Genomic DNA, 20,489 nt, shown 5'->3' with positions numbered 1-20,489 from the left:
CGCCGTCGGGCCCGACGTCGGGACCGCCTCGTCCTCGGACTGCTCCACGTTCACGATCAGCGTGCGCGGGATCAGCACGACCGCGCTGACACCGCCGTACAGCGACGGCTGCAGCGCGACCCGGATGCCGTGCCGCCCGGCCAGCCGCCCGACGACGAACAGGCCGAGCCGGTCGGTGACGGCCAGGTCGAACTCGGGGGGCCGCGCCAGCCGCAGGTTGAGCGCGTCCAGTTCGGACTGGTCCAGCCCGATGCCGCGGTCGATGACGTCGACCGCGAACCCGTTGGCGCCCATCTCGCCGCGCACCAGCACCTCGGTCGGCGCGGGCGAGAACACCGTGGCGTTCTCGATCAGCTCGGCCAGCAGGTGGACGACGTCGGCGACCACCTCCCCGATCAGCGCGGCGCCGGCCGACACCACGACCACCTCGACGCGGGTGTAGTCCTCCACCTCCGCGACGGCGGCGCGCAGCACGTCCTCGACGTGCACGGGCCTGCTCCAGCCGCGCGCCGGGGTCGCGCCGGACAGGATGACCAGGCCCTCGGCGTGGCGGCGCATGCGGGTGGTCAGATGGTCCAGGCGGAACAGGTCCGCCAGCACCTCCGGGTCGGACGTGCGGCGCTCCATCTCGTCCAGCATGTGCAGCTGGCGGTGCAGCAGCGACTGGCTGCGCCAGGCGACGTTGAGGAACACCCGGCTGATGCCCTGCCGCAGGTACGCCTCCCGCACGGCGGTGTCGATCGCGGTGTACTGCACCTCGGTGAACGCCTCGCCGACCCGCGACACCTCCCTGGTCCTGCCGATCACCAGCGGCGGCGCCTCGGCCTCGACGTCCACCTCCTCGCCGCGGCGCAGCCGCGCCACCACGCGCGGCAGGCGGTCGGTCGCGAGGTCGAGCGCGGCCCGCTGCAGGCCGCGCAGCTCCCGCGACAGCCCGCGCGCCGCCAGCAGCGACAGCACGACGGAGGCGACCACCGCGAGCAGGCCGAACCCGCCCGCCAGCACCAGCCGCCGCACGATCCGGTCGCCGATCGGCTCGGCCAGGTCGTTCAGGGCCGCGCTGGACTGGGTGAGCCGCTGCTCCCAGACCCGCGACAGCTGCGCCGTGGTCGCCCGCCAGGACGCGGCCTCCGCCGGCAGCCGCCCGCCCGAGGAGTTGACGACGGCCGTCTCGGCGGCCCGGTACCGCCGGTACTCGGGGGAGTCGGCCAGTTGTTGCAGCGGCGCGCGGGTGGCGCCGTCCAGGTCCGCCAGCCCGGCGTCGAACTCCCGCCGTCCCGCCGCCGCCCACTGCACGAACGCCAGGTGCTCGGCCGCGGTCAGCCGCCCGTCGCGCAGCTGCGCCGCCGCGATCAGCGCGTCCTCGCGCAGCATGTAGGCGCGCGCGTTGCCCATGCCGATCAGCGCCCGGCCCTGCTCGAAGATGGCCAGGTCGTTCACCAGCACCAGGTCGCTGAACACCTGGATGACCTTGTCCAGGACGGCGCTGTAGTCGTCGATGACCTCCAGCACGCCCGCGTCGCCGGCGTCGACACGGCTCCGGTACTGCGGCAGCCGGTCCAGCCACCGCAGCGCCTCCGCCAGGCGCTGCTCGGTCTCGGGCTTGGCGGCGTCGGTCGCGTCCCGGGACAGGGCGCTCCTGCGGAAGACCTGCTGGACGGCGTTCACCCGGGCCCGCTGCGCGCCGAGCCGCTGGCGGGACTGCGCGTCGCGGCCGCTCATCGCGACGACGCTCAGCGAACGCTCCTGCTGGAGCTGGTTCACCAGATAAAGGCCCGGCTGGACGATCTTCTCGTACGTCGTCGAGAAATCGTATTTGTCGAACGCGGGGCCCAGCGTGAGATTCGCGGCGAAGACCCACAAGGCGATCAGCGACGCCAGCGGAACCACGAGCAGCGCCGTGATCCGCAGGCGTATCGGACGCTTCCGGCGGCCCTTGCGGGCGGATTTCCGTGCGTCCTCGCGGGCGGCCCCGCCCCTTTCCGGGTCGCTGTCCGCCGTGTCGTCCGGCGTGGCGGCCCCGGACGGGAAGGACACCGGACCGTCGGTGGCCATCACCTCACCCCCCGTCCGCGGTGTCGTCCGTGGCCCCGTCCGTGGCCCTGTCCGGGGCTCCGTCCGTGGCGGCCCGCGCGACCAGGGAGCGCAGCCGTTCGGTGATCAAGGCCACCGCCTCCCGATGGCCGCGCTCGGCCCGCTCCCGAGTGGTGTACCGGCCGATGTCGGCGTGCATCGACAGGTCGGATACAAGTGTCTGCCATAGCAGTGGCCTTCCGTTTGCCGCCAATCCCAGATCGGTCACGGTGAACCATGTGGAGACGACAACGACGACCGGCCCGACGCGAACGACGTCCTGTGCGAGCAGGCGCGCGTTCGTGTCGAGCAGAAGCCGTTGCGCCTCGTCCGCCGTGGCGGGTCTCCCGTCCGCCCGGTACCAGTCCACGGACATTGACATCCCCATCGCTGCCGATTCAGCCGTCTGCGCCCCGTATCTGACGAACCGTAAATAGGCATGTAAACCCGCATGGCGTTTCCGTTCCGGGAATGACGGTTCGTGTGGTGAGCCCGAGGGCGGGCGAGGGTGCGCGGGTGCCCGGCGCCGGGCCGGTTCGGCGCCGGGTCAGGCGAATCCGGTGTCCGGCCAGGCGCGGATCTCGCACCAGACCGACTTGCCGGAGGAGGTCTGCTCGGTGCCGTGCCGGTCCGCGATGGCCGCCACCAGGAACCAGCCGCGGCCCGTCTCCTCCAGCAGGTCGGCGTGGCGGGCGCGCGGGACGGAGGGGCTCGGGTCGTGGACCTCGATCCGCAGCCGGGCGCCGACCCGCAGCAGCCGCAGGCGCAGCGCGCCGCCGTCGTGGTCGTCACTGTCGCCGCCGCCGCCGTCGCCGTCGCGGGTCGCGGCGGCGTGGCGGACGGCGTTGGTGACCAGCTCCGACACCAGCACCTCGGCGTCCTGGCGGACGTGGGGGGCGGGGCCGGCGGCCTCGATCAGAAGGGCCCGGCTGAAGCCGCGGGCCCGGGGAACGGACGCGCTCGTCGCGCGCAGGCCCAGCTCGCCGAGCAGGACGCGGGCGGCACTGGGGAAGGGGGACGGAGACGGGGACGCGGGGGGAACCGGCAGCGTGACGGTCGCCGGGGGCGGCGCCTCCACGCCCGGTCGCGGGGGGTCGCTACTTCGTCGTTCGATGGTGCGGTGGTCGCCTGACATGGTGGACGCCTCCCAGGGCGGGGCGCGGAGGGGACGGCACGGTCATCCGCCCTCCTCGGTACGGGCCGCGGCGCGTTCGCGCAGGAGCCGGGCGGTGCTCCGGAACCACTCGTGGTTCTCCTGCTCGAACCGCAGGCCTCGCAGGCAGGTGAGATACGGGCCGATCGGGGAGCCCTGCCGCAGGTAGGTCTCCTCGTCCATGTCGCCGCGCAGGCGCTGGAGGGTGCGCTGGAAGATCTCGATCTTCGCGGCCGAGACCTCGGCGCGTTCCTCCAGCTGGGCGATCACGGGTGCGGCGGAGATGTGGTCCACGGCCTGCACCATGACCAGCAGGTTCTCGCGGATGATCCCCGGCTTGGCCGCGGTGGCGGCGAACCGTTCCAACTCGCGCAGCCCGGCCGGCGTGACGGTGTAGACCCGCTTGTTGGGACGGTCGTGCTGGATGACGCGCCGTCCGCTGATCAGCCCCTCGGTCTCCAGCTTGGCCAGCTCGGCGTAGAGCTGCTGCGGCACGGCGTGCCAGAAGTTCGAGACCGACACATCGAAGATCTTGGCGAGCTGGTAGCCGCTGTACTCGCCGTCGAGCAGCGCCGCGAGCACCGCGTGACGTAGCGCCATGGCCCATGTCTCCCTGCTTGACTCAGGGTGGTGTCAGACGTTAGCACCCAATTGTCGGAACAGTCACTGTTTTGACTAGGAAATTTTTAGATGAGTAGAGCGCCGGAGCCGTCGCCCGCGGGCGACGCCGCCCCGCCGGATTCGGCGCGGGGTCCCAGGCCGGGTTCCAGACCGAGTTTCAGGCCGGGTTCGAGGTCGGCGGCGAGCACGGCGATCCGCCCGTCCAGGAAGTCCCGCCGGGTCGCCCGCCGCTGGGTCTTGCCGCTGGTCGTCCGCCGCACCGCGCCCCGCCTGGCCAGCACGACGCTCACCGCGGGCAGACCGAACGCGCGGGCCACGCGCTCCTTGGTGAGCGCGGCCAGCTCGCCCAGCGGCGTCCCGCCCGCCGCGCCGGTGCTGATCTCCTGCACGACCACGACCCGCTCGGCACTCCCCGGCTCGTTCTCGTCCGCGTCGAGGCGGAACGCGGCGGTGGTGCGGGCGGCCGGGTGCGCCGCCTGCGCCACCTCCTCGATGTCGTGCGCGTACAGGTTGCGGCCGTTGACGATGATGAGGTCCTTGATCCGCCCGGTGACGTACAGCTCGCCGTCCGCGCGGAACCCCAGGTCGCCGGTGCGCAGGTAGGGGCCGGTGCCGTCGGCGGTGAGGGCGCCGAACGTCGCGCGCGTGGCCTCGGGGTCGCGCCAGTAGCCGTGGGCGACGCTGCCGCCGCGGACCCAGATCTCGCCGACGCGCCCGTCCGGGAGCGGGACGCGGGTCCGCGGGTCGACGACCCGCACGTCCAGCGTGACCGGGCGCCCGCTGCTCACCAGCCGCCGCACTCCGGCGTCCCCGGCCCGCGACGCCCCGGGCCGTGCCGTCGGCGCCTCGCCGCGCGCGGCCACCGGCTCGGACGGAGCGGACGGAGCGGACGCGACGGGGACCGCCTCGCCGCGGCCGAGCGCCTCGGCGTCGAAGGAGCGGACCACCGGGCCGGCGCCGGCCGGCGCGGCCGCGATGAGCAGCGTCGTCTCCGCCATCCCGTAGCAGGGCATCCACATCTCCCGCCGGAACCCGACCGCCCCGAAACGTTCCACCATCCGTTCCAGCGTCGCGGCCCGCACCGGCTCGGCCCCGTTCTTGACGGTCCGCAGCGACCCCAGGTCGAGGCCGTCGAGCTGCGCGTCGGTCACCCGGCGCAGGCACAGCTCGTAGCCGAAGTTCGGCGCCACCGTGATCGTCGCGCGGTGCCGGGTGATCAGCTCCAGCCACAGCACGGGCCGCTTGATGAAGGTGATGGGGGAGGTGAACACGTAGCGGCAGCCGAGGTACAGCGGCTCCAGGAACTGCCCCACCAGGCCCATGTCGTGGTAGTGCGGCACCCAGCCGACCCCCACCGTGCCGGCCGACCCGTCGATGCGGCGTCTGATCTCCTCGCCGTTGCAGAGCAGGTTGTCGTGGGTGACGAGCACGCCCTTGGGGGCGCTGGTCGAGCCGGAGGTGTACTGCAGGAACGCCGGGGTTCCCGATTCCAGGCGCGGCGTCGGCCGGCCGCCCGGATCGGCACCGGGATCGGCCGAGATCGTCTCGGTGTCCAGGCACCGGACCCGCCCGGTCAGCCCCGCGCCGGCCAGCCACCCCTCGAGCGGCTCCCGGTGCGCCGCGTCGGTGAGGATCCAGGTGACGTCGGCGTCGTCGATGATCCGCAGGGTGCGGTCCGCGCGGCCGGCGTCGAGCGCGGGCAGTGGCGCCGGGACGGCGACGACCCGGGCGTACAGGCAGCCGAGGAACGCCGCCAGGAACTCCAGCCCCTCCGGGTAGAGCAGCAGGACGGCCGTGTCCCGCAGGCCCCGCTCCTCCAGCAGGCAGGCCAGCACGCGCGCCCGCCGGTCGAGTTCGGCGAAGCCGAGGCCGGTCTCCCGGTACCGGCGTCCCGGCCCCGGTTCCTCGCTGACGAAGGTGAAGCCGTGCCGGTCCCCGTGCTCCTCGACGGCGTCCCGGACGACCGACACGAAGTCACCGCGCGGACGCATCCGACCTCACCCCTCCGTCGTCGGCCAGGGCCGTCAGCGAGAACCAGCGGCGCTGGTCACGGCACCGGAACATCGCGTCCTCCACCGGCGGCGCGAGCTCCTCGGACAGCGCGGTGTCGGGACGGATGCGCTGCACGAGCCGCTCCAGGCACAGCACGAGCCACTGCCCGTCGGCGAACGCCCCGCCGAACGCGCGGTGGTTGTGCAGCCAGGTGAGCATGCACGACACCATCGCGTGGATCTCGCAGTAGCGGCGGGCCCGGCCCAGCGCCGCCACCGAGGACGTGTCGTCCGGGTCGGCCAGGACGCCCTTCCGCAGCCCGGCACGCAGATCGTCGACGACCGACACCAGGTCGGCGAGCCTGGCGGCCACGCCCGGGGCCGCGTGGACCCCCGCCTCCGCCACGACGGCCCCGGCGGTCTCCTCGAACCGCGCCCCTATCTCGTCCCGCCCCTCGTTGGTGAGCCGCAGCGACCGGCCGTCGGGACGCCAGGGCGGCGGCGCCTGCGACCAGGTGAACAGGTCGGCGAGCAGGTCGTCGTCCCCCTGGCCGTCGCCGGTGGCCCCGGCGAGGTAGGGCAGCTGGGCGGCGACGTTGGCGAGGTTGACGTGCGTCGTCCCCTCGAAGACGCTCGCGATGGCGTGGTCGCGCTGCAGCTTCTGGAACGCGCCGTGCGCCACGCCCTCCCGCAGGTAGCCGCGCGCCGCCAGCACCGTGCCGACGCCCGCGACGACCTCCTCGCCCAGCACGGGCACGAAGTACTTCACGATGGACGACCACAGGCTCAGCCGTCCGGGCGCCACCGTCAGCGCACGCGCCACCGGAAGCGCGACGCACTCGGCGACCAGCAGGTCGAGGTGCGCCTTGAGGAGCTGGTCGCGGATGACCGGAATCCGGTAGATCTCCGCCCCGTAGAGCGTGCGGCGCCCCGCGTACTCCATGCCGATGCGCACCACCGCGTCCATCGTGCCGAGCGACAGCGCGGCGATGGCGGTCCGGGTGATCTGCAGCGTCTTGAGCGTCTGGACCAGCCCCGAGCCCGGCCGTCCGATGACGCATCCGGCGGGCAGCCGCGCGCCGGTGAACTCCACGCCGCTCAGGTCGTGGCCGCGCAGCCCCACCGTCCGGACCGGCGGAAGCGCCGACCAGCTCGCCGGATCGAGCTCGCCCTTGTCGACCAGGAGCAGGGAGAAGTCCCGCAGGCCCGTCCTGGCGTAGGCGGTGACGAACCGTCCGCGGGTGGCGTTGCCGACCGGCCACTTGACGCCGGTGAGCACCAGGCCGTCCCCGGCCGCCTCGGCGCGCGCCTCGCACGCCATCACGTCGCTGCCGTGGTCGGCCTCCGAGACGCCGAAGCAGGCCAGGTCGCCGCGCAGGACCCCCTCGGCGACCGTCTTCTGCTGCCTGGGATCGCCCCAGAGCCATACCGGGTTGACCGCCAGCAGGCCCGAGCCGTACACCACCGCGACCGTGACGCTGCGGCGCGACACGGCGCGAGTGACCAGGAACAGCTCCTCCAGCGTGGTCAGGCGCCCGCCGAGGTGGCGGGGCACCAGGTAGCCGGGGAAGCCCCAGGCCCGGACCGCCTCCACCGCGCCCGGCGGCAGCTCGTCGCGTTCCTCGGCCTCGACGATCGCCCGGTAGGAGAACGGCCCGGCGCCGTCGTCCATCGGGTCCCCCAGGTAGGCGTCCAGGTCGGCGGCGATGCGGTGCGCCGGGGACAACCGCGCCTGGACGGTTCGCGTGCGGGTGTGACTGTCCATGTTCGCGACCCCTTCGTTGGGTCCGTAGCGTCCGGCGTCGCCGCCCGGTCAGGGCGCGGCGGGCGCCGCCGGCTCCTCCAGCCGCCGGCCGACCAGCCGGGCGAGCGTCATCGCCGCGGGCAGCGGCCGCACCATCACGGTCAGCCCGGTGACCAGGCCGTCCGCTCCGAATTCGAGCAGGTCCACGCCCTGCACGGCCTTGCCCGCGGCCCGGGCGCGGAAGATCAGCGCGCGGCCCGGGGGGCTCCCGCCCGGCGCGGACGGGACGGCGCTGACCAGCTCGTCGGTGTAGTGGAAGTCCTCGAAGACCTCCACGAGGACGCCGAGCAGCCGGACGACCGCGTCCCGGCCCCGGTAGGGCCGCACCACCACCGGGCTGTGGAACTCGATGCCCGGGTCCAAAGTCCGGGTGATCGCGGCGAGATCGGCGGCCTCCACCGCGGCCCGGAACGTTCCGGTCACGATCCCGGCCCTCCCGCCGGCGCGCCCTCCGGGACGTGCGCCGCGACCGCCCGCGCCAGGTCGTCGGCCCAGGCCCGGTAACCGGCGGGGGAGGGATGGAACCCGTCGGCGGCGAACAGCCGGCGGTCGCGCGCCATGGCCTCGTCCATGGGCGCGTGCAGCGCCCCGTGGGCGTGCGCCACCTCGCGCATGACGCGGTCCATCGCCTGTGCCCGGGCGCCGATGACCAGCCGCAGCGGCTGCGGGAGCGCCGGGAACCGGTGCACCGGCGGCATCCCGGCGACCAGCACCGTCGCGTCGCGGTACGCGCCGCGCACGGCGGTGACGAGCGCGGTCAGGTCGGCGGCCCAGGTCCCGAGCGGACGCCGCCGGATGAGGTCGTTGATCCCGACGGTGACCACGACCAGGTCCGGGGCGGCGCCGTTCAGCGCGGGCACCAGGTCGGTGACGACCCTGCGGGCCGTCGCGCCGCTGCGCCCGGTGACCGACCAGGCCACGCTCCGGCCGAGCCGTTCCCGCAGCGCGGCGGCCAGGAACCCCGGCAGCGCCTCGGCGTGCGCGGCCGCGCCCACCCCCACGGCGGTGGAGTCGCCGATCACCACGAGGCGCAGGTCCGGCGCGCCCGCCCCCGCCACGCCGTGGTCGGCACCGGACGCGGGATCGAGCCGCGGCGTGCGGCGCGCCGTCCGCCGCGCCTGCACGAGCAGGACCGGCGCGAGCGGCAGCACCAGCATCCGCGTCGTCGGAAAATTGACCCGGAAACTCGAACGGGGAAAGGAAATTGCTTTCTTCATGTCCATCCTCGGTCCGCGGGGGCGCCGACCGGACGCTCCCCGAGCAGGTCTCTGGCGATGGGGGCCATCACCTCCGCGACATAGGCGTGTCCCGCCGGATTGAGATGGATTCCGTCCGCGCTCCACAGTCCCGGATCGGCCACCTCGGGGACCGCGCCCGGTGCCAGGAAGGTCATATCGTGTTTCTCGGCGGCCCGGCGGAGCTCGGCGTTGAACTCGTCAATTCTTTGCAGGGTCCGCTTCCTGCGGAAAGCCGACATGGGAACCCGTTCCAGGAACGGTGGACACGGCACCGGCGCCGCGATCGCCACCGCCCCGGCCCGGCTCGCCCAGCCGAAGACCTCCGCGACGAGGTGCGCGACCCGCTCCCGGTCGAACCCAGCGAGGGCGTCGTTCATCCCGCAGTTGAGCACCACCAGGCCCGGTCGCGCGTCCCCGGCCGCGGGGAGCTGCTCGCCGGTCACGTCTGCGATGGTCGCCGCCGGCCGCCCGAAGTTGGCGACGCGGTCGCGGGGCAGTTCCAGCAGGTCGGCGAGCCGTCCCGCCCAGCCGATCCAGCCGCCGGCGGGGTCCGGGTCGTCCCGCCCCTCCGCCACGCTGTCGCCGAAGACCACCAGCCGCCGGGGGAGGGCGGCCATCACGCGACGAGGCCGAGCAGGTAGTCGGTGAGGGAGGCGACGGTGCCGCGGCGGCGCGCCTCGGCCACGTCGACCTCCACCTGGAGGTGGTCCTCGATGTCACTGACGACGCTGATGGCGTAGACCGAGTCCATGCCGTACCGGGCCAGTTCCACCGACGCGTCGATGTCCTCGGCGGGCCGGTCGAGGTAGAACGCGATCCGGTCAATAAGCCACGATTGCAGCTCGTCGTGAGAAATAATTTCCGATCTGTTCAACGCTTTCCTCGCCTCGGTAAGGGGCCTTCTGATATGCCCGGCGGCAGAGCACCTTGAAGATACCCGCGGCCCCACCGGCTGTCACGACCCGCGCGTGAACTATTCGGGAGCGCTCTTTTTCTGTCCTGTAAATCAGGTAATCCCCTGAGTGAAAGGGTTCATTAAGGACACCTTGCCGGTGGTGGCCGGATACGGGCCCAACCCGAATCCCGGCCGGTGGCCGCCACACCGATCCGCCCGCCCTGCCCGCGCCGCGCCCACTCCCGTGACCTGGGCGTTCACCCACCAGACCAGACCGCCCAGCGGCAACGCGGCCCCCGCCCCGTCACAGCGCTCCCTCCCGGAATTTTGGGCCCCGCCCGCCCCACCTCGCCGCCATCGAGCTGTCACCCTCTGGTGATACGGCCCGCCGGCCGACCCGTCCCGGCGGACTCAAGCCCGTGAACCCGCAGGTCACAGGCAGGTGGGAGCGCCATGGCAACGTGCCGGCCGGGAGTGCGACGGGACCGTCCAGTAGCAGGCCGCCATCGGGCCCGCCGCCAGTGCGGCGGAGATGTGCAGGGCACTGATCAGTCGCCGATGAGTGGGCCCGGTGCGGCGGAGTGCCTGGAGCGGGAGGGGTGCTACGTGTTACCCGCCGTCCGGGTCGACCCGCTGCGGTGGCTGGGCCGTGCGCACGAGGCGGTGGCGGCCTGGGACGCGGCGATCGCCCGGACGGGGAGCGCGGCGGAGCAGGGGGTTCTGCGGCGCGGGCGCGTTCAGGCCGGGACGTTGTAGGCGATCAGGCCGGTCTCCGTCCCGTCCACCTCCAGCTCGGTGAGCGCGCAGTTGAGGACTCTGGGGAACACGCTGCGGTAGCGCGACAGCGGAATGCCGAGCAGCTCGCACAGGGTGAGCCGCAGCAGGGTGTTGTGCGCGACGACCAGGACGCGTTCGCCGGGGTGCGCGGCGGCGACGTGGCGCAGGGCGGCGGCGCCGCGCGCGGCGGCCTTGCGCGGGTCCTCGGCGCCGGGGAACGGGGCGTTGACCGGGTCGGCGCGGAAGGCGGCGACCTGGTCGGCGGGCAGTTCGGAGAGCGTGCGGCCCTCGGCGGAGCCGAAGTCGACCTCGGTCAGGTCGGCGTCCACCTTGAGCGGCAGGCCGAGCGCGGCGGCGGCCGGGGCGGCGGTGGCGCGGGCACGGCCGAGCGGGGAGGCCCACAGCGCGTCGATCCCGGCGCCGGCGGCCCAGCGGCCGAGCGCCTCGGCCTGGCGGCGGCCGGTGTCGTTGAGCGCGATGTCGCTGACGCCCGCGTACCGGTTCTCGGCGTGCCACACCGTCTCGCCGTGCCGGGCTACGAACAGCCTTGTCACGTGGTCATCCCGTCGTTGTCGCGCGGCGGCCCCGGCGGAACCGCCACCTGGTTGCAATGCGCCGGCAAACCGAGGGTACGGCTTGTTGTAACGTTCCACGCAGCGATGACGCCGCGTTGCGGCCTCATGTGGCCATCGTCCGGCGAGCGGGTCGCGGCGGGTGTGCGTCGCCGGGATGATCGGGCACGGCACCCCCATCAGATCGCGGCTCGTCCTGTGAAGTTATAGCCAGGAAGCGTTAACAAATCAAGCGCATCGGGCCGGGAGGTGCCTCCCCGGCTTCCTTCGCGCGCCCTCATGAGGGGCGCTCGTACGGCGTTCTCCAGGGACGTTGTCGGAGCGCCCATCCCGCTTCACAAATCCGTAACGAGCTCTTGACGTTGCCGATCCCTGTGTTACAGGCTCTGTGAACTCCATCACCGCGGGTGTTATCTGCTGGAGGGCACATGAGCGGGCGTTCCCGCGCCGTCGTCGCCGCCGATCTTGGCGCCGAGAGCGGCCGCGTGGTCCTCGGCCGGTTCGACGGTTCCCGCGTCGAGCTGACCGAGGTGCACCGCTTTCCCAACGGGCCGCGTCACGCCGACGGCCTGCTGCGCTGGGACCTGGAGCACCTGTGGTCGCAGGTGCGCATGGGCCTGGCCAAGGCGGGCGCCCTCGCCGGCCGGGTCGACTCGGTCGGCGTCGACACCTGGGGCCTGGACTACGGCCTGCTCGACGCCGACGGGGAGCCGCTGGCCGACCCGGTCAGCTACCGCGACCCGCGCACCCGGGGCGTGCTCGCCGACGCGGTGCGCCGCGTCGGCGCCGAACGGCTGTACGCCGACACCGGCACCCAGCTGATGGAGATCAACGCCGTCTACCAGCTGATGGCCGACGCCGATGCCGGCGTGCTGGAGGACGCGACGACGCTGCTGATGATGGCCGACCTGTTCCACCACCGGCTGTCGGGCGCGACCGTCGCCGAGTACACCGCGGTCAGCACCACGGGCGCCTACGACATGACCCGCCGCGCCTGGGCAACGGGGCTGCTGGACGACCTGGGCGTGCCCACGCACATGCTGCCCGAGGTGGTGGACGCGGGCACCGCCCTCGGCCCGGTGCTGCCCGCCGCGCTCGACCACCCCGCCTACGCCGACGCCACGGTGATCGTCCCCGGCGCGCACGACACCGCCAGCGCCGTGGTCAGCGTGCCGTTCGTCCACCCCGACGCCGGATACGTCTCGTCCGGCACCTGGTCGCTGGTCGGCGTGGAGACCGGGGAGGCCGTCGTCACCGAGGCGGCCCGCAAGGCCAACCTCACCAACGAGGGCGGTGTGCGCGGCACCATCCGGCTGCTGCGCAACTGCATGGGCCTGTGGCTGCTGCAGGAGTGCCGCCGCCAGTGGGCGCGCGAGGGACACCGGTACAGCTACGACGACCTGGTGCGCCTCGCCGAGGCGGCCCCGGCCGCCGTCAGCGTGGTCAATCCCGACCACCCCGGGTTCGTGCAGCCGGGGGACATGCCCGCGCGCATCCGCGACTACTGCCGCCGCACCGGGCAGCCGGTCCCGGCCGGGCCGGACGAGGTCGTGCGGTGCGTGCTCGACAGCCTGGCGCTGGGCTACCGCGCCGCGTTCGACGACATCGCCGAGGTCACCGGGCGCCCCCTGCCCGCCGTGCACATCGTCGGCGGCGGCTCGCGCAACGCGCTGCTCAACCGGCTCACCGCCGAGGTGACCGGGCTGCCGGTCGTCACCGGGCCGGTCGAGGCCACCGCGCTGGGCAACGTGCTCGCCCAGCTCATGGCGCTGGGCGAGCTGTCCGGCCTGGACGAGGCGCGGGCGGCGGTACGGGCCGGGACGCGCACCGGCACGGTCGAGCCGTCCGGCGCGGACCGCTGGTCGGACCTGTACGGCCGCCTGCGCGCGTTCGCGGCGGCCGACCAAGAGGCGGCGTTGGCCGACGAAAGGAGATCATGATGAGGCTGACCAGGACGGTCACCGTCGGTGTCGCGTTCGCCCTCACCGCGAGCCTGGGGCTCGCCGGGTGCAGCAAGAAGGAGAACGCCTCCGGCTCCGGCGGCTCGGGCGACGGCAAGATCAAGGTCGCGTTCGTGCCGAAGCTGCAGGGCATCCCCTACTTCGAGGCGATGAACACCGGCGGGCGCCGTGCGGCCGCCGACCTGGGCGTGGAGTGGATCTACAAGGGCCCCACCACGGCCGATCCGGGCGCGCAGACCGAGGTGGTCAAGTCGCTGATCCAGCAGCGGGTGGACGTGCTGGTGGTCGCGCCCAACGACCCCGACTCGATGGCGCCGATCCTCAAGGACGCCCAGTCCCGCGGCATCAAGGTGATGACGTCCGACACCGACGCGCCCAACTCGGTGCGGGAGCTGTTCGTCAACCAGGCCACCGCCGAGGGCATCGGGCAGACCGTCACCGACGCGCTGCTGGAGAAGATGGGCGGCAAGGGCAAGTACGCCATCGTCTCGTGCGGGCAGACCGCCGGGAACCTCAACTCCTGGATCGCGGTGCAGCGCAAGCACACCGCCGAGAAGTACCCGGACGCCAAGATCGTCGACGTCGTCTACGCGGGCGAGGACGAGGCCAAGGCCACCTCGATGGCCAAGGACCTGATGAACGCCCACCCCGACCTGACGGGGCTGGTGGGCGAGTGCACCACCTCGGCGCCGGGTGTCGCCAAGGCCGTCCGCGAGACCGGCAAGATCGGCAAGGTGTTCACCGTCGGGGTCGGCACCCCGGCGTCGATGAAGCCGTACCTGATGGACGGCTCGTCCAGCACCTCGATCCTGTGGGACGTCGAGCAGCTCGGCTACCTGACGGTGTGGGCGGGCACCCAGCTGAAGAAGGGCACGCCGCTGCAGGCCACCAACAAGGTCAGCGACAAGCTGCCCGCGGTGAAGTACTTCCCCGACCAGAAGATGCTGCTCCTCGGCGACCCGCTGCGGCTCACCAAGGACAACGTCGGCAACTACAACTACTAAGAGGCCCGGCCGGTGGAAGAGGAGACCAACGGCGCCGGGGAGCCGCTGCTGCGGCTGACCGGCGTCCGGCGCCGCTACGGCGGCGTGCAGGCGCTGCGCGGCGTCGACTTCGAGGTGCGCGCGGGCGAGGTGCACGCGCTGGTCGGCGAGAACGGCGCGGGCAAGTCCACCCTCATCAAGATCATTTCGGGGGCGGAGGCGGCCGACGCGGGCACCGTGGAGATGGCCGGGCGGACGCTGCCCGGCGGCAGCACGGCGGCGGCGTTCGAGGCGGGGATCGCCACCGTCTACCAGGAGCCGCAGCTGTTCGGCGAGCTGCCGGTCGCCGAGAACATCTTCATCGGCCGGGAGCTGCGCCGCCGCGGCATGGTCGACCGGGCCGCGCAGCGCCGCCGCGCCGTCGAGCTGCTGCGCCGCCTCGGCCTCGATCCCGGCCTGGCCGACGTGCGCGTCGCCGACCTGCCGGTGGCGCAGCGGCAGCTGGTGTCGATCGCCAAGGCGTTCGCGCACGAGGCGAAGGTGCTGATCCTGGACGAGCCGTCGGCCATCCTCACCGACCGCGAGATCGAGGTGCTGTTCGGCGTGCTGCGGTCGGTGCGGTCGCACGGCGTCGGCGTCATCTACATCAGCCACCGGCTGGACGAGCTGACCGTCATCTCCGACCGCGTCACCGTCATGCGGGACGGCTCCCGGGTCACCACGCGGCCGACCGCCGAGCTGACGATCCGCGAGATCGCGCGGCTGATGGTCGGGCACGCGCCGGTCGGCGCGGCGCAGCGGCGGGCCGTGCCGGACGGTCCCGCGGTGCTGGAGACGGCTGGCCTGTCGCGGCGCGACGCCTTCCGCGACGTGTCGTTCCAGGTGCGCGCCGGCGAGGTCGTCGCGTTGTTCGGGCTGGTCGGGTCCGGCACCGGGGCGATCGCGCGGGCCCTGTACGGGATCGACCCGCCGGACGCCGGCACGCTGCGCGTGGCGGGCCGTGAGGTCCGTCCCCGCACGCCGGCGGACGCGGTCGCCGCCGGGCTGGCGATGCTGCCCGGCGACCGCAAGGCCCAGGGCGTGTTCGCGTCCAAGAGCATCGGCTTCAACATCTCCGTCGGGCACCTGCCGGTGCTGAGCCGGGCCCGCGTGTGGGTGGACCGGGCCCGCGAACGCGCCGTCGCCTCCCAGTTCATCGAGCGCATCCGGATCAAGGCGCCCGGCCCGGCGACGCCGGTCGGGACGCTGTCCGGCGGCAACCAGCAGAAGGTCGTGCTCGCCCGCCAGCTCGTGGAACGGCCGCCCGTGCTGGTGCTGGAGGAGCCCACCCAGGGCGTGGACGTCGGCGCCAAGGACGAGATCCACGACCTGGTGCTCGGCCTGGCCGACGAGGGCAGCGCCGTGCTGGTGGTGTCCAGCGACCTGCCCGAGACGATCCGCCTGGCCGACCGCGTCCTGGTGGTGCGGGGCGGGCGGATCGTCGGCGAGTTCCCGCACGGCGCCGCGCAGGCGGACGTCCTGGCCGCCGCCGCGGGCGACTCGGGCGACGCCGCGGGCGACGGCGCGGACCAGGACGCAGGCCAGGACACGGGCCGGGGCACGGACGACGGCCGGGCCGACGAGAGCGGGGAGGAACGATGACGGCGCTCGCACGGCCCTGGGCGCGGCGTCCCGCGGCGGGCGCGATCGAGGGCCAGGAAGTCGTGCTGATCGGCGTGATCGCGCTGCTGTGGACGGCGCTGGGCCTGTCGGTCGACACCTTCGTCACCGCGTCCAACCTGCAGAACATCCTCGCCACGGTGGCGCCGGTGACGATCATCGGGGTCGGGATGACGGCGGTCATCGTCACCGCGGGCATCGACGTGTCGGTCGGCAGCGCCATGGCCGTGGTGATGGTGATCGTGGCGCAGCAGCTGCGCGACGGCGGCCTGGCGTTCGGGCCCGCGGTCGGGCTGGCGCTGCTGGTCGGCGGCGTGCTCGGCCTGCTCAACGGGGCGCTGGTCGCCTACGGCCGGGTGCATCCGATCATCATCACGTTCGGCACGCTCAACCTGTACCGGTTCGTCGCGCTGCAGATCTTCGACGGGCGGGAGGTCGCCGGGGTGCCCGGCACGCTCGGCCTCCTGGGCGGCGGCGCCGAGGGCCGCACGTTCGGGCTGCCGCACTCGTGGCTGCTGGCGGTCGTGCTGGCCGCGCTGATGTGGGCGTACATGCGGCACGTCCCGACCGGGCGGCACCTGTACGCGATCGGCGGCGACGCCGAGGCGGCGCGGCTGGCCGGGGTGCGCGTCACCCGGCGCCTGCTCACCGTGTACGCCGCGACCGGGCTGCTGGCCGGGCTGGCCGCCTGCTGCGTGATCGGCGGCGGCGGGCTGGTCGCGCAGAGCGCCGGGACCGGCATGGAACTGCAGGTCATCGCCGCCGTGGTGATCGGCGGCACCAGCATCCAGGGCGGCCGCGGCACCGTGCTCGGCACCGTGCTGGGCGCGCTGCTGGTCGGCACCGTCACCAGCGCGGTCACCCTGCTGGGCTGGCCGAACGAGCTGACCTCGCTGTTCATCGGAGTGTTCATCCTCGTGGCGGTCGGGTCCGACCTGCTGCGCGAGCGCCGGAGGCGGTCCCTGTGACGCCGCAGTCGACGAGTAAGCCCGCGGACACCACCACGCGCGACGACGCGTCGGGGGCGCGGCCGCCCTCGCCCCTGGCCCGGCTGGGCCGCCTGCTGCTGCACGACCGGGTGGCGCTGCTGATCCTGCTGCTGGTCGTGCTGGTCGCCTGGATGATGATCCTCGACCGGGGCGGCTACCTGCTCGGCCCGTACGACGCCACGTACATGGCGGCGGCGCTGGAGTCGTTCGTGCCGCTGTGCATCCTGGCGCTGGCCGAGATGCTGGTGATCCTGTCCGGGCGGGGCGGCATCGACCTGTCGGTCGGGGCGATGGTGAGCCTGACCGGCATGGCGTTCGGGTTCATGGTGGGCGAATGGGGCTGGCCGCTGTGGCCGTCCCTGGTCGCCGCGCTGGCGTTCGGCACGGCGCTCGGCGCGGTCAACGGGTTCCTGGTGGCCGTGCTCGGCTTCCCCTCGCTGATCGCCACGCTGGCCACCGGGTACGCCTACAGCTCGCTGGCGCTGGTCAGCAATGACAACGCGCCGATCTCCACCAAGCCCGTCCAGGACCTGCACGGCCTGACCAGCATGACCGAACTGCCCCTCGGGCTGCCGCCGGTGCCCAGGCAGTTCTTCACCTTCCTGATCCCCTGCGCCGTGCTGGTGTGGCTGCTGGTCAACCGCACCGCGTTCGGGCGCCGGCTGTACGCGGTCGGCACCAACGAGACCGCGGCCCGGTACGCGGCGCTGTCGGTCGGCGGGGTGCGGTTCCGCGCGTTCGCGCTGGCGGGGCTGCTGTCGGGGGTGGCGGCGGTCGTCACGGTGGGGCAGTTCGCCTCGGCGCGTCCCGACGCCGGGACCGTCGGCAACGGCATGGCCCTGCCCGCGATCACCATCGCCGTGCTGGGCGGGGTCGCCATCACCGGCGGCGTCGGCCGGGTCGGCGGCGTGATCGTCGCGGCGCTGCTGGTGGTGTGGCTCAACGCCGGGATCCTGCTGTACTTCGAGGGGTCGGCGGGCTCGCGCTTCCAGCTGCTGGCCCTCGGCGTGCTGCTGATCGCCTCCACGCTGCTCAACGCGGTGGCCAGACGGAGCCGGCGACGACGACGTCCCCGCTAGATCCACGACAGGCCGAGAACAGGCCGACGACGGGCCCGCCGCGGGCGCGCGGTGGGCGCGCGGGGAGGTCGCCACACGCGCGAGGATGGTGCCATGGAGCAAGGGGAGAGCGATGCGCGGGGCGCCTCGCGGCGGGCGCAGGGACCTTCGGAGCGGCAGCGGCTGATCGCCGAGCAGGTGCTGTCGGAGGGGTCGGCGTCGGCCGCCGACCTGGCCGAGCGGTTCGGCGTCAGCCTGATGACGATCCACCGGGACCTGGACGAGCTGGAGCGCCAGGGGGTGGTCCGCAAGTTCCGCGGCGGGGTGACCGCCCAGCCGTCCGGGGTGTTCGAGAGCAACGTCGCCTACCGCCGCAAGTCGATGCGGGCGGAGAAGGACGCGGTGGCCGAGCGCGCCGTCCGGCTGATCGAGCCGGGCATGGCGGTGATGCTGGACGACTCGACCACCACGCTGGCGCTGGCGGCGCGGCTGTCGGAGGTGACGCCGCTGACGGTGGTCACCAACTTCCTGGAGGGGCTGAACCTGCTGGCGCAGTTCCGCGGGATCCGGCTGATGGCGCTGGGCGGCGACTACGACGCCATGCACGACTCGTTCCTGGGCGTGTCCTGCGTGGAGGCGATCGAGTCGCTCAGCGTGGACCTGTGCTTCGTGTCGACGTCGGCGGTGTCGGCAGGCTACGCCTTCCACCAGGAGCAGCACATCGTGTCGGTGAAGCGGGCGATGCTGGCGTCGGCGGCGCGCAACGTGCTGCTGCTCGACCACACCAAGCTGGGCCGCACGGCGCTGCACCGGGTGGCGCCGCTCGCCGAGTTCGAACGCGTCATCGTCGACGCGGGGGCGTCCCCCGAGGCCCTGCGCGACCTCGACGAGCACAAGGTCGCCTACGACGTGGCGACGCTGTGACCCCGGCCACCGCGCCCGCCCGTGTTGGGGGCCGGAGTTTTCGGGCATGGTGGGGATCTGATATCGGATAAGTGATCAAAACACCGATTTAACGCAGGGGGATTTCGTGACCGTTCCCAACGTCACGTTCAACAACGGTGTCACCATGCCACAGCTCGGTTACGGTGTGTGGCAGGTTCCGGACGCCGAGGCCGAGCGGGTCGTCAAGGTCGCGCTGGAGACCGGCTACCGCAGCGTCGACACCGCCGCGGCCTACGAGAACGAGGAGGGTACGGGCCGCGCCCTCCGCGAGTCGGGCGTCCCGCGCGAGGAGCTGTTCGTCACCACCAAGCTGTGGAACAGCGACCAGGGGTACGACTCGACGTTGCGCGCCTTCGACGCCAGCATGGAGCGCCTCGGCCTGGAGTACCTGGACCTCTACCTCATCCACTGGCCGATGCCGAGCCGCGACCTGTACGTCGACACCTGGCGCGCGTTCGAGAAGCTGTACGCCGACGGCCGCGTCCGCGCCATCGGCGTGTCCAACTTCACCGTCGAGACGCTCACCCGGCTGTTCGACGAGACCGAGGTGGTGCCGGTCCTCAACCAGATCGAGCTGCACCCGTACCTGCAGCAGGAGGAGCTGCGCGCCTTCCACGCCGAGCACGGCATCCTCACCGAGGCGTGGAGCCCCCTCGGCCAGGGCCAGGGCCTGCTGGAGGACGCCGAGCTCGCCCGCCTGGCCGGTAGGCACGGCAAGACCCCGGCGCAGCTGGTGCTGCGCTGGCACCTGGAGCTGGGCAACGTGGTCATCCCCAAGTCGGCGACCCCGTCGCGCATCGCCGAGAACTTCGACGTGTTCGACTTCGAGCTGACCGACGAGGACAAGGCCGCGATCGCCGCCCTCGACAAGGGCACCCGCTTCGGCCCGGACCCGGCGACGTTCGAGGTCCTGGGCTGAACCCGCGTGCCCGCACCCGCGTGACACGGGCGGTCGGGAAGCCTTAACGCGGAGGTCACCCGGCCGGTGGACGGGCGTTCCGGGCGGCGGGGAGCTTACCGGGCGTGAGCATCCCCCGCCGCCCCGCGTTCAGGCTGACGGCGGCCACCGCCCTCATGGCGCTGGCCGCCGCGTCGTCCGCCCCCTTCCCGTCGGCCCCGCGGCCGGCGGCCCCGATCGCCGCCGCCGTGCCCGTCCGCGACGCCGTGCCCGCGGGTGCGTGCCGTGGATCGTCACCGGCCGATCTGGACGGCGACGGCGCCGAGGACCTGGCGGCGGGCGCCCCGTACGCGACGGTCGGCGGGCAGTCCCGGGCGGGTGCCGTCGCCGTGCGGCACGGTGGCGGGGCCGTCCGGCACGGCGGCGGGGTCGTCCGGCTGTCGCAGCGCGGCACCGACCCGGCCGAACGCGGCGACGGGTTCGGCGCCGCGCTGGCGGTCGGCGACCTCAACGGCGACCGCTGCGGGGATCTGGCGGTGGGCGTGCCGGACGAGACGTTCGGCGCGCGGCGTTCGGGCACCGACGGTCAGGGCGCCGTCCAGGTCTTCTTCGGGTCGCCGTCCGGGCCGGTGGAGGGCCCGCTGCTGTCGATGCGGACGCTGCGGCGGCCCCAGGGCACGGACCGCTTCGGCGCGGCCCTCGCCGCGGCCGACGTCGACGGCGACCGGGACGACGAACTCCTCGTCGGCGTGCCCGGACTGCCGGGAGGCGGCGGCGTGGCCGTGTTCGGGCTGCGCGGACGCGGTGCAACGCGCGGGCTGCGGCCCGGACCGCTGCTGCGGGCGCCGTCCGGCGGCGTCGGCACGGACGAC

Annotated in this window: 20 protein-coding genes; 9 read left to right on the top strand and 11 right to left on the bottom strand. The window is 73.4% G+C overall.

Annotated elements, in window-relative coordinates; all coding sequences use genetic code 11:
- The 10 genes from ABD811_RS41005 to ABD811_RS40960 all read right to left on the bottom strand — a co-directional run.
- The coding region (locus ABD811_RS41005) for a sensor histidine kinase (RefSeq protein ID WP_344958661.1) at positions 1 to 2,055 on the bottom strand (2,055 nt) is incomplete at its 3' end.
- Positions 2,056 to 2,059: 4 nt separating this feature from the next.
- Positions 2,060 to 2,449 (bottom strand): hypothetical protein, encoded by a 390-nt coding sequence (locus tag ABD811_RS41000; protein WP_344958659.1) that lies wholly within the window; start codon positions 2,447 to 2,449, stop codon positions 2,060 to 2,062.
- Positions 2,450 to 2,620: 171 nt separating this feature from the next.
- Complete coding sequence (locus ABD811_RS40995) at positions 2,621 to 3,208, bottom strand: ATP-binding protein (protein ID WP_344958657.1); 588 nt, start codon at positions 3,206 to 3,208, stop codon at positions 2,621 to 2,623.
- Positions 3,209 to 3,250: 42 nt separating this feature from the next.
- Positions 3,251 to 3,826: a PadR family transcriptional regulator gene (locus tag ABD811_RS40990; RefSeq protein ID WP_344958655.1), complete on the bottom strand. Its 576-nt coding sequence runs from the start codon at positions 3,824 to 3,826 to the stop codon at positions 3,251 to 3,253.
- Positions 3,827 to 3,912: 86 nt separating this feature from the next.
- Positions 3,913 to 5,838, bottom strand: a complete 1,926-nt coding sequence (locus ABD811_RS40985) for a fatty acyl-AMP ligase (RefSeq protein WP_344958653.1) — start codon at positions 5,836 to 5,838, stop codon at positions 3,913 to 3,915.
- Complete coding sequence (locus ABD811_RS40980) at positions 5,822 to 7,603, bottom strand: acyl-CoA dehydrogenase family protein (protein WP_344958651.1); 1,782 nt, start codon at positions 7,601 to 7,603, stop codon at positions 5,822 to 5,824. Before ABD811_RS40980 ends, ABD811_RS40985 begins: the two co-directional genes overlap by 17 nt.
- Before the next feature lie 48 nt (positions 7,604 to 7,651).
- Entirely contained in the window at positions 7,652 to 8,065 is a 414-nt protein-coding gene (locus ABD811_RS40975) for a nuclear transport factor 2 family protein (RefSeq protein ID WP_344958649.1), read from the bottom strand.
- The gene (locus ABD811_RS40970) at positions 8,062 to 8,859 is read right to left on the bottom strand and encodes an SGNH/GDSL hydrolase family protein (RefSeq protein WP_344958647.1); all 798 of its coding nucleotides are present in this window, start codon (positions 8,857 to 8,859) and stop codon (positions 8,062 to 8,064) included. Before ABD811_RS40970 ends, ABD811_RS40975 begins: the two co-directional genes overlap by 4 nt.
- The gene (locus ABD811_RS40965) at positions 8,856 to 9,497 is read right to left on the bottom strand and encodes an SGNH/GDSL hydrolase family protein (RefSeq protein WP_344958645.1); all 642 of its coding nucleotides are present in this window, start codon (positions 9,495 to 9,497) and stop codon (positions 8,856 to 8,858) included. Before ABD811_RS40965 ends, ABD811_RS40970 begins: the two co-directional genes overlap by 4 nt.
- The gene (locus tag ABD811_RS40960) at positions 9,497 to 9,754 is read right to left on the bottom strand and encodes an acyl carrier protein (RefSeq protein ID WP_344958643.1); all 258 of its coding nucleotides are present in this window, start codon (positions 9,752 to 9,754) and stop codon (positions 9,497 to 9,499) included. Before ABD811_RS40960 ends, ABD811_RS40965 begins: the two co-directional genes overlap by 1 nt.
- A 579-nt stretch (positions 9,755 to 10,333) precedes the next feature.
- Here ABD811_RS40960 and ABD811_RS40955 point away from each other — a divergent pair.
- On the top strand, positions 10,334 to 10,531 hold the full coding sequence (locus ABD811_RS40955; protein ID WP_344958641.1) for a hypothetical protein: 198 nt from the start codon (positions 10,334 to 10,336) through the stop codon (positions 10,529 to 10,531).
- Here ABD811_RS40955 and ABD811_RS40950 read toward each other — a convergent pair.
- Positions 10,513 to 11,106: a histidine phosphatase family protein gene (locus ABD811_RS40950; protein WP_344958639.1), complete on the bottom strand. Its 594-nt coding sequence runs from the start codon at positions 11,104 to 11,106 to the stop codon at positions 10,513 to 10,515. The genes ABD811_RS40955 and ABD811_RS40950 overlap by 19 nt on opposite strands.
- Before the next feature lie 446 nt (positions 11,107 to 11,552).
- On the opposite strand from ABD811_RS40950, the gene ABD811_RS40945 reads away from it, so the two are divergent.
- From ABD811_RS40945 to ABD811_RS40910, 8 genes are all read left to right on the top strand, one after another.
- Positions 11,553 to 13,064 carry a rhamnulokinase gene (locus ABD811_RS40945; RefSeq protein ID WP_344958637.1) on the top strand — a complete coding sequence of 504 codons (1,512 nt, stop codon included), beginning with the start codon at positions 11,553 to 11,555 and terminating at the stop codon, positions 13,062 to 13,064.
- Complete coding sequence (locus ABD811_RS40940; protein ID WP_344958635.1) at positions 13,064 to 14,089, top strand: autoinducer 2 ABC transporter substrate-binding protein; 1,026 nt, start codon at positions 13,064 to 13,066, stop codon at positions 14,087 to 14,089. Before ABD811_RS40945 ends, ABD811_RS40940 begins: the two co-directional genes overlap by 1 nt.
- 12 nt (positions 14,090 to 14,101) lie before the next feature.
- Positions 14,102 to 15,709 (top strand): sugar ABC transporter ATP-binding protein, encoded by a 1,608-nt coding sequence (locus tag ABD811_RS40935; RefSeq protein ID WP_344958633.1) that lies wholly within the window; start codon positions 14,102 to 14,104, stop codon positions 15,707 to 15,709.
- The gene (locus tag ABD811_RS40930) at positions 15,706 to 16,695 is read left to right on the top strand and encodes an ABC transporter permease (protein ID WP_344958631.1); all 990 of its coding nucleotides are present in this window, start codon (positions 15,706 to 15,708) and stop codon (positions 16,693 to 16,695) included. Before ABD811_RS40935 ends, ABD811_RS40930 begins: the two co-directional genes overlap by 4 nt.
- On the top strand, positions 16,692 to 17,795 hold the full coding sequence (locus tag ABD811_RS40925; protein ID WP_344958629.1) for an ABC transporter permease: 1,104 nt from the start codon (positions 16,692 to 16,694) through the stop codon (positions 17,793 to 17,795). Before ABD811_RS40930 ends, ABD811_RS40925 begins: the two co-directional genes overlap by 4 nt.
- Before the next feature lie 93 nt (positions 17,796 to 17,888).
- Positions 17,889 to 18,698 (top strand): DeoR/GlpR family DNA-binding transcription regulator, encoded by an 810-nt coding sequence (locus ABD811_RS40920; RefSeq protein WP_344958627.1) that lies wholly within the window; start codon positions 17,889 to 17,891, stop codon positions 18,696 to 18,698.
- Between the two features lie 145 nt (positions 18,699 to 18,843).
- On the top strand, positions 18,844 to 19,638 hold the full coding sequence (locus tag ABD811_RS40915; RefSeq protein ID WP_344958663.1) for an aldo/keto reductase: 795 nt from the start codon (positions 18,844 to 18,846) through the stop codon (positions 19,636 to 19,638).
- A 104-nt stretch (positions 19,639 to 19,742) separates the two neighbouring features.
- Positions 19,743 to 20,489, top strand: a 747-nt coding sequence (locus ABD811_RS40910; protein ID WP_344958625.1) for an FG-GAP repeat protein, incomplete at its 3' end; no start/stop codon positions are given.

This window comes from Actinomadura miaoliensis, from assembly GCF_039536785.1.
GTDB lineage: Bacteria > Actinomycetota > Actinomycetes > Streptosporangiales > Streptosporangiaceae > Spirillospora > Spirillospora miaoliensis.
The sequence above is the reverse complement of the archived record's forward strand: the minus strand, read 5'-3'. Positions and strand labels throughout refer to the sequence as shown.

Excerpts from the sequence above, each read along its gene's own strand:
- ABD811_RS40990 (WP_344958655.1), bottom strand. The coding sequence starts at position 3,826 with ATGGCGCTACGTCACGCGGTGCTCGCGGCGCTGCTCGACGGCGAGTAC.
- ABD811_RS40930 (WP_344958631.1), top strand. The coding sequence starts at position 15,706 with ATGACGGCGCTCGCACGGCCCTGGGCGCGGCGTCCCGCGGCGGGCGCG.
- ABD811_RS40995 (WP_344958657.1), bottom strand. The coding sequence starts at position 3,208 with ATGTCAGGCGACCACCGCACCATCGAACGACGAAGTAGCGACCCCCCG.
- ABD811_RS40940 (WP_344958635.1), top strand. The coding sequence starts at position 13,064 with ATGAGGCTGACCAGGACGGTCACCGTCGGTGTCGCGTTCGCCCTCACC.
- ABD811_RS40955 (WP_344958641.1), top strand. The coding sequence starts at position 10,334 with ATGAGTGGGCCCGGTGCGGCGGAGTGCCTGGAGCGGGAGGGGTGCTAC.
- ABD811_RS40970 (WP_344958647.1), bottom strand. The coding sequence starts at position 8,859 with ATGAAGAAAGCAATTTCCTTTCCCCGTTCGAGTTTCCGGGTCAATTTT.
- ABD811_RS40985 (WP_344958653.1), bottom strand. The coding sequence starts at position 5,838 with ATGCGTCCGCGCGGTGACTTCGTGTCGGTCGTCCGGGACGCCGTCGAG.
- ABD811_RS40980 (WP_344958651.1), bottom strand. The coding sequence starts at position 7,603 with ATGGACAGTCACACCCGCACGCGAACCGTCCAGGCGCGGTTGTCCCCG.
- ABD811_RS41000 (WP_344958659.1), bottom strand. The coding sequence starts at position 2,449 with ATGTCCGTGGACTGGTACCGGGCGGACGGGAGACCCGCCACGGCGGAC.
- ABD811_RS40915 (WP_344958663.1), top strand. The coding sequence starts at position 18,844 with ATGCCACAGCTCGGTTACGGTGTGTGGCAGGTTCCGGACGCCGAGGCC.
- ABD811_RS40945 (WP_344958637.1), top strand. The coding sequence starts at position 11,553 with ATGAGCGGGCGTTCCCGCGCCGTCGTCGCCGCCGATCTTGGCGCCGAG.
- ABD811_RS40920 (WP_344958627.1), top strand. The coding sequence starts at position 17,889 with ATGGAGCAAGGGGAGAGCGATGCGCGGGGCGCCTCGCGGCGGGCGCAG.
- ABD811_RS40965 (WP_344958645.1), bottom strand. The coding sequence starts at position 9,497 with ATGGCCGCCCTCCCCCGGCGGCTGGTGGTCTTCGGCGACAGCGTGGCG.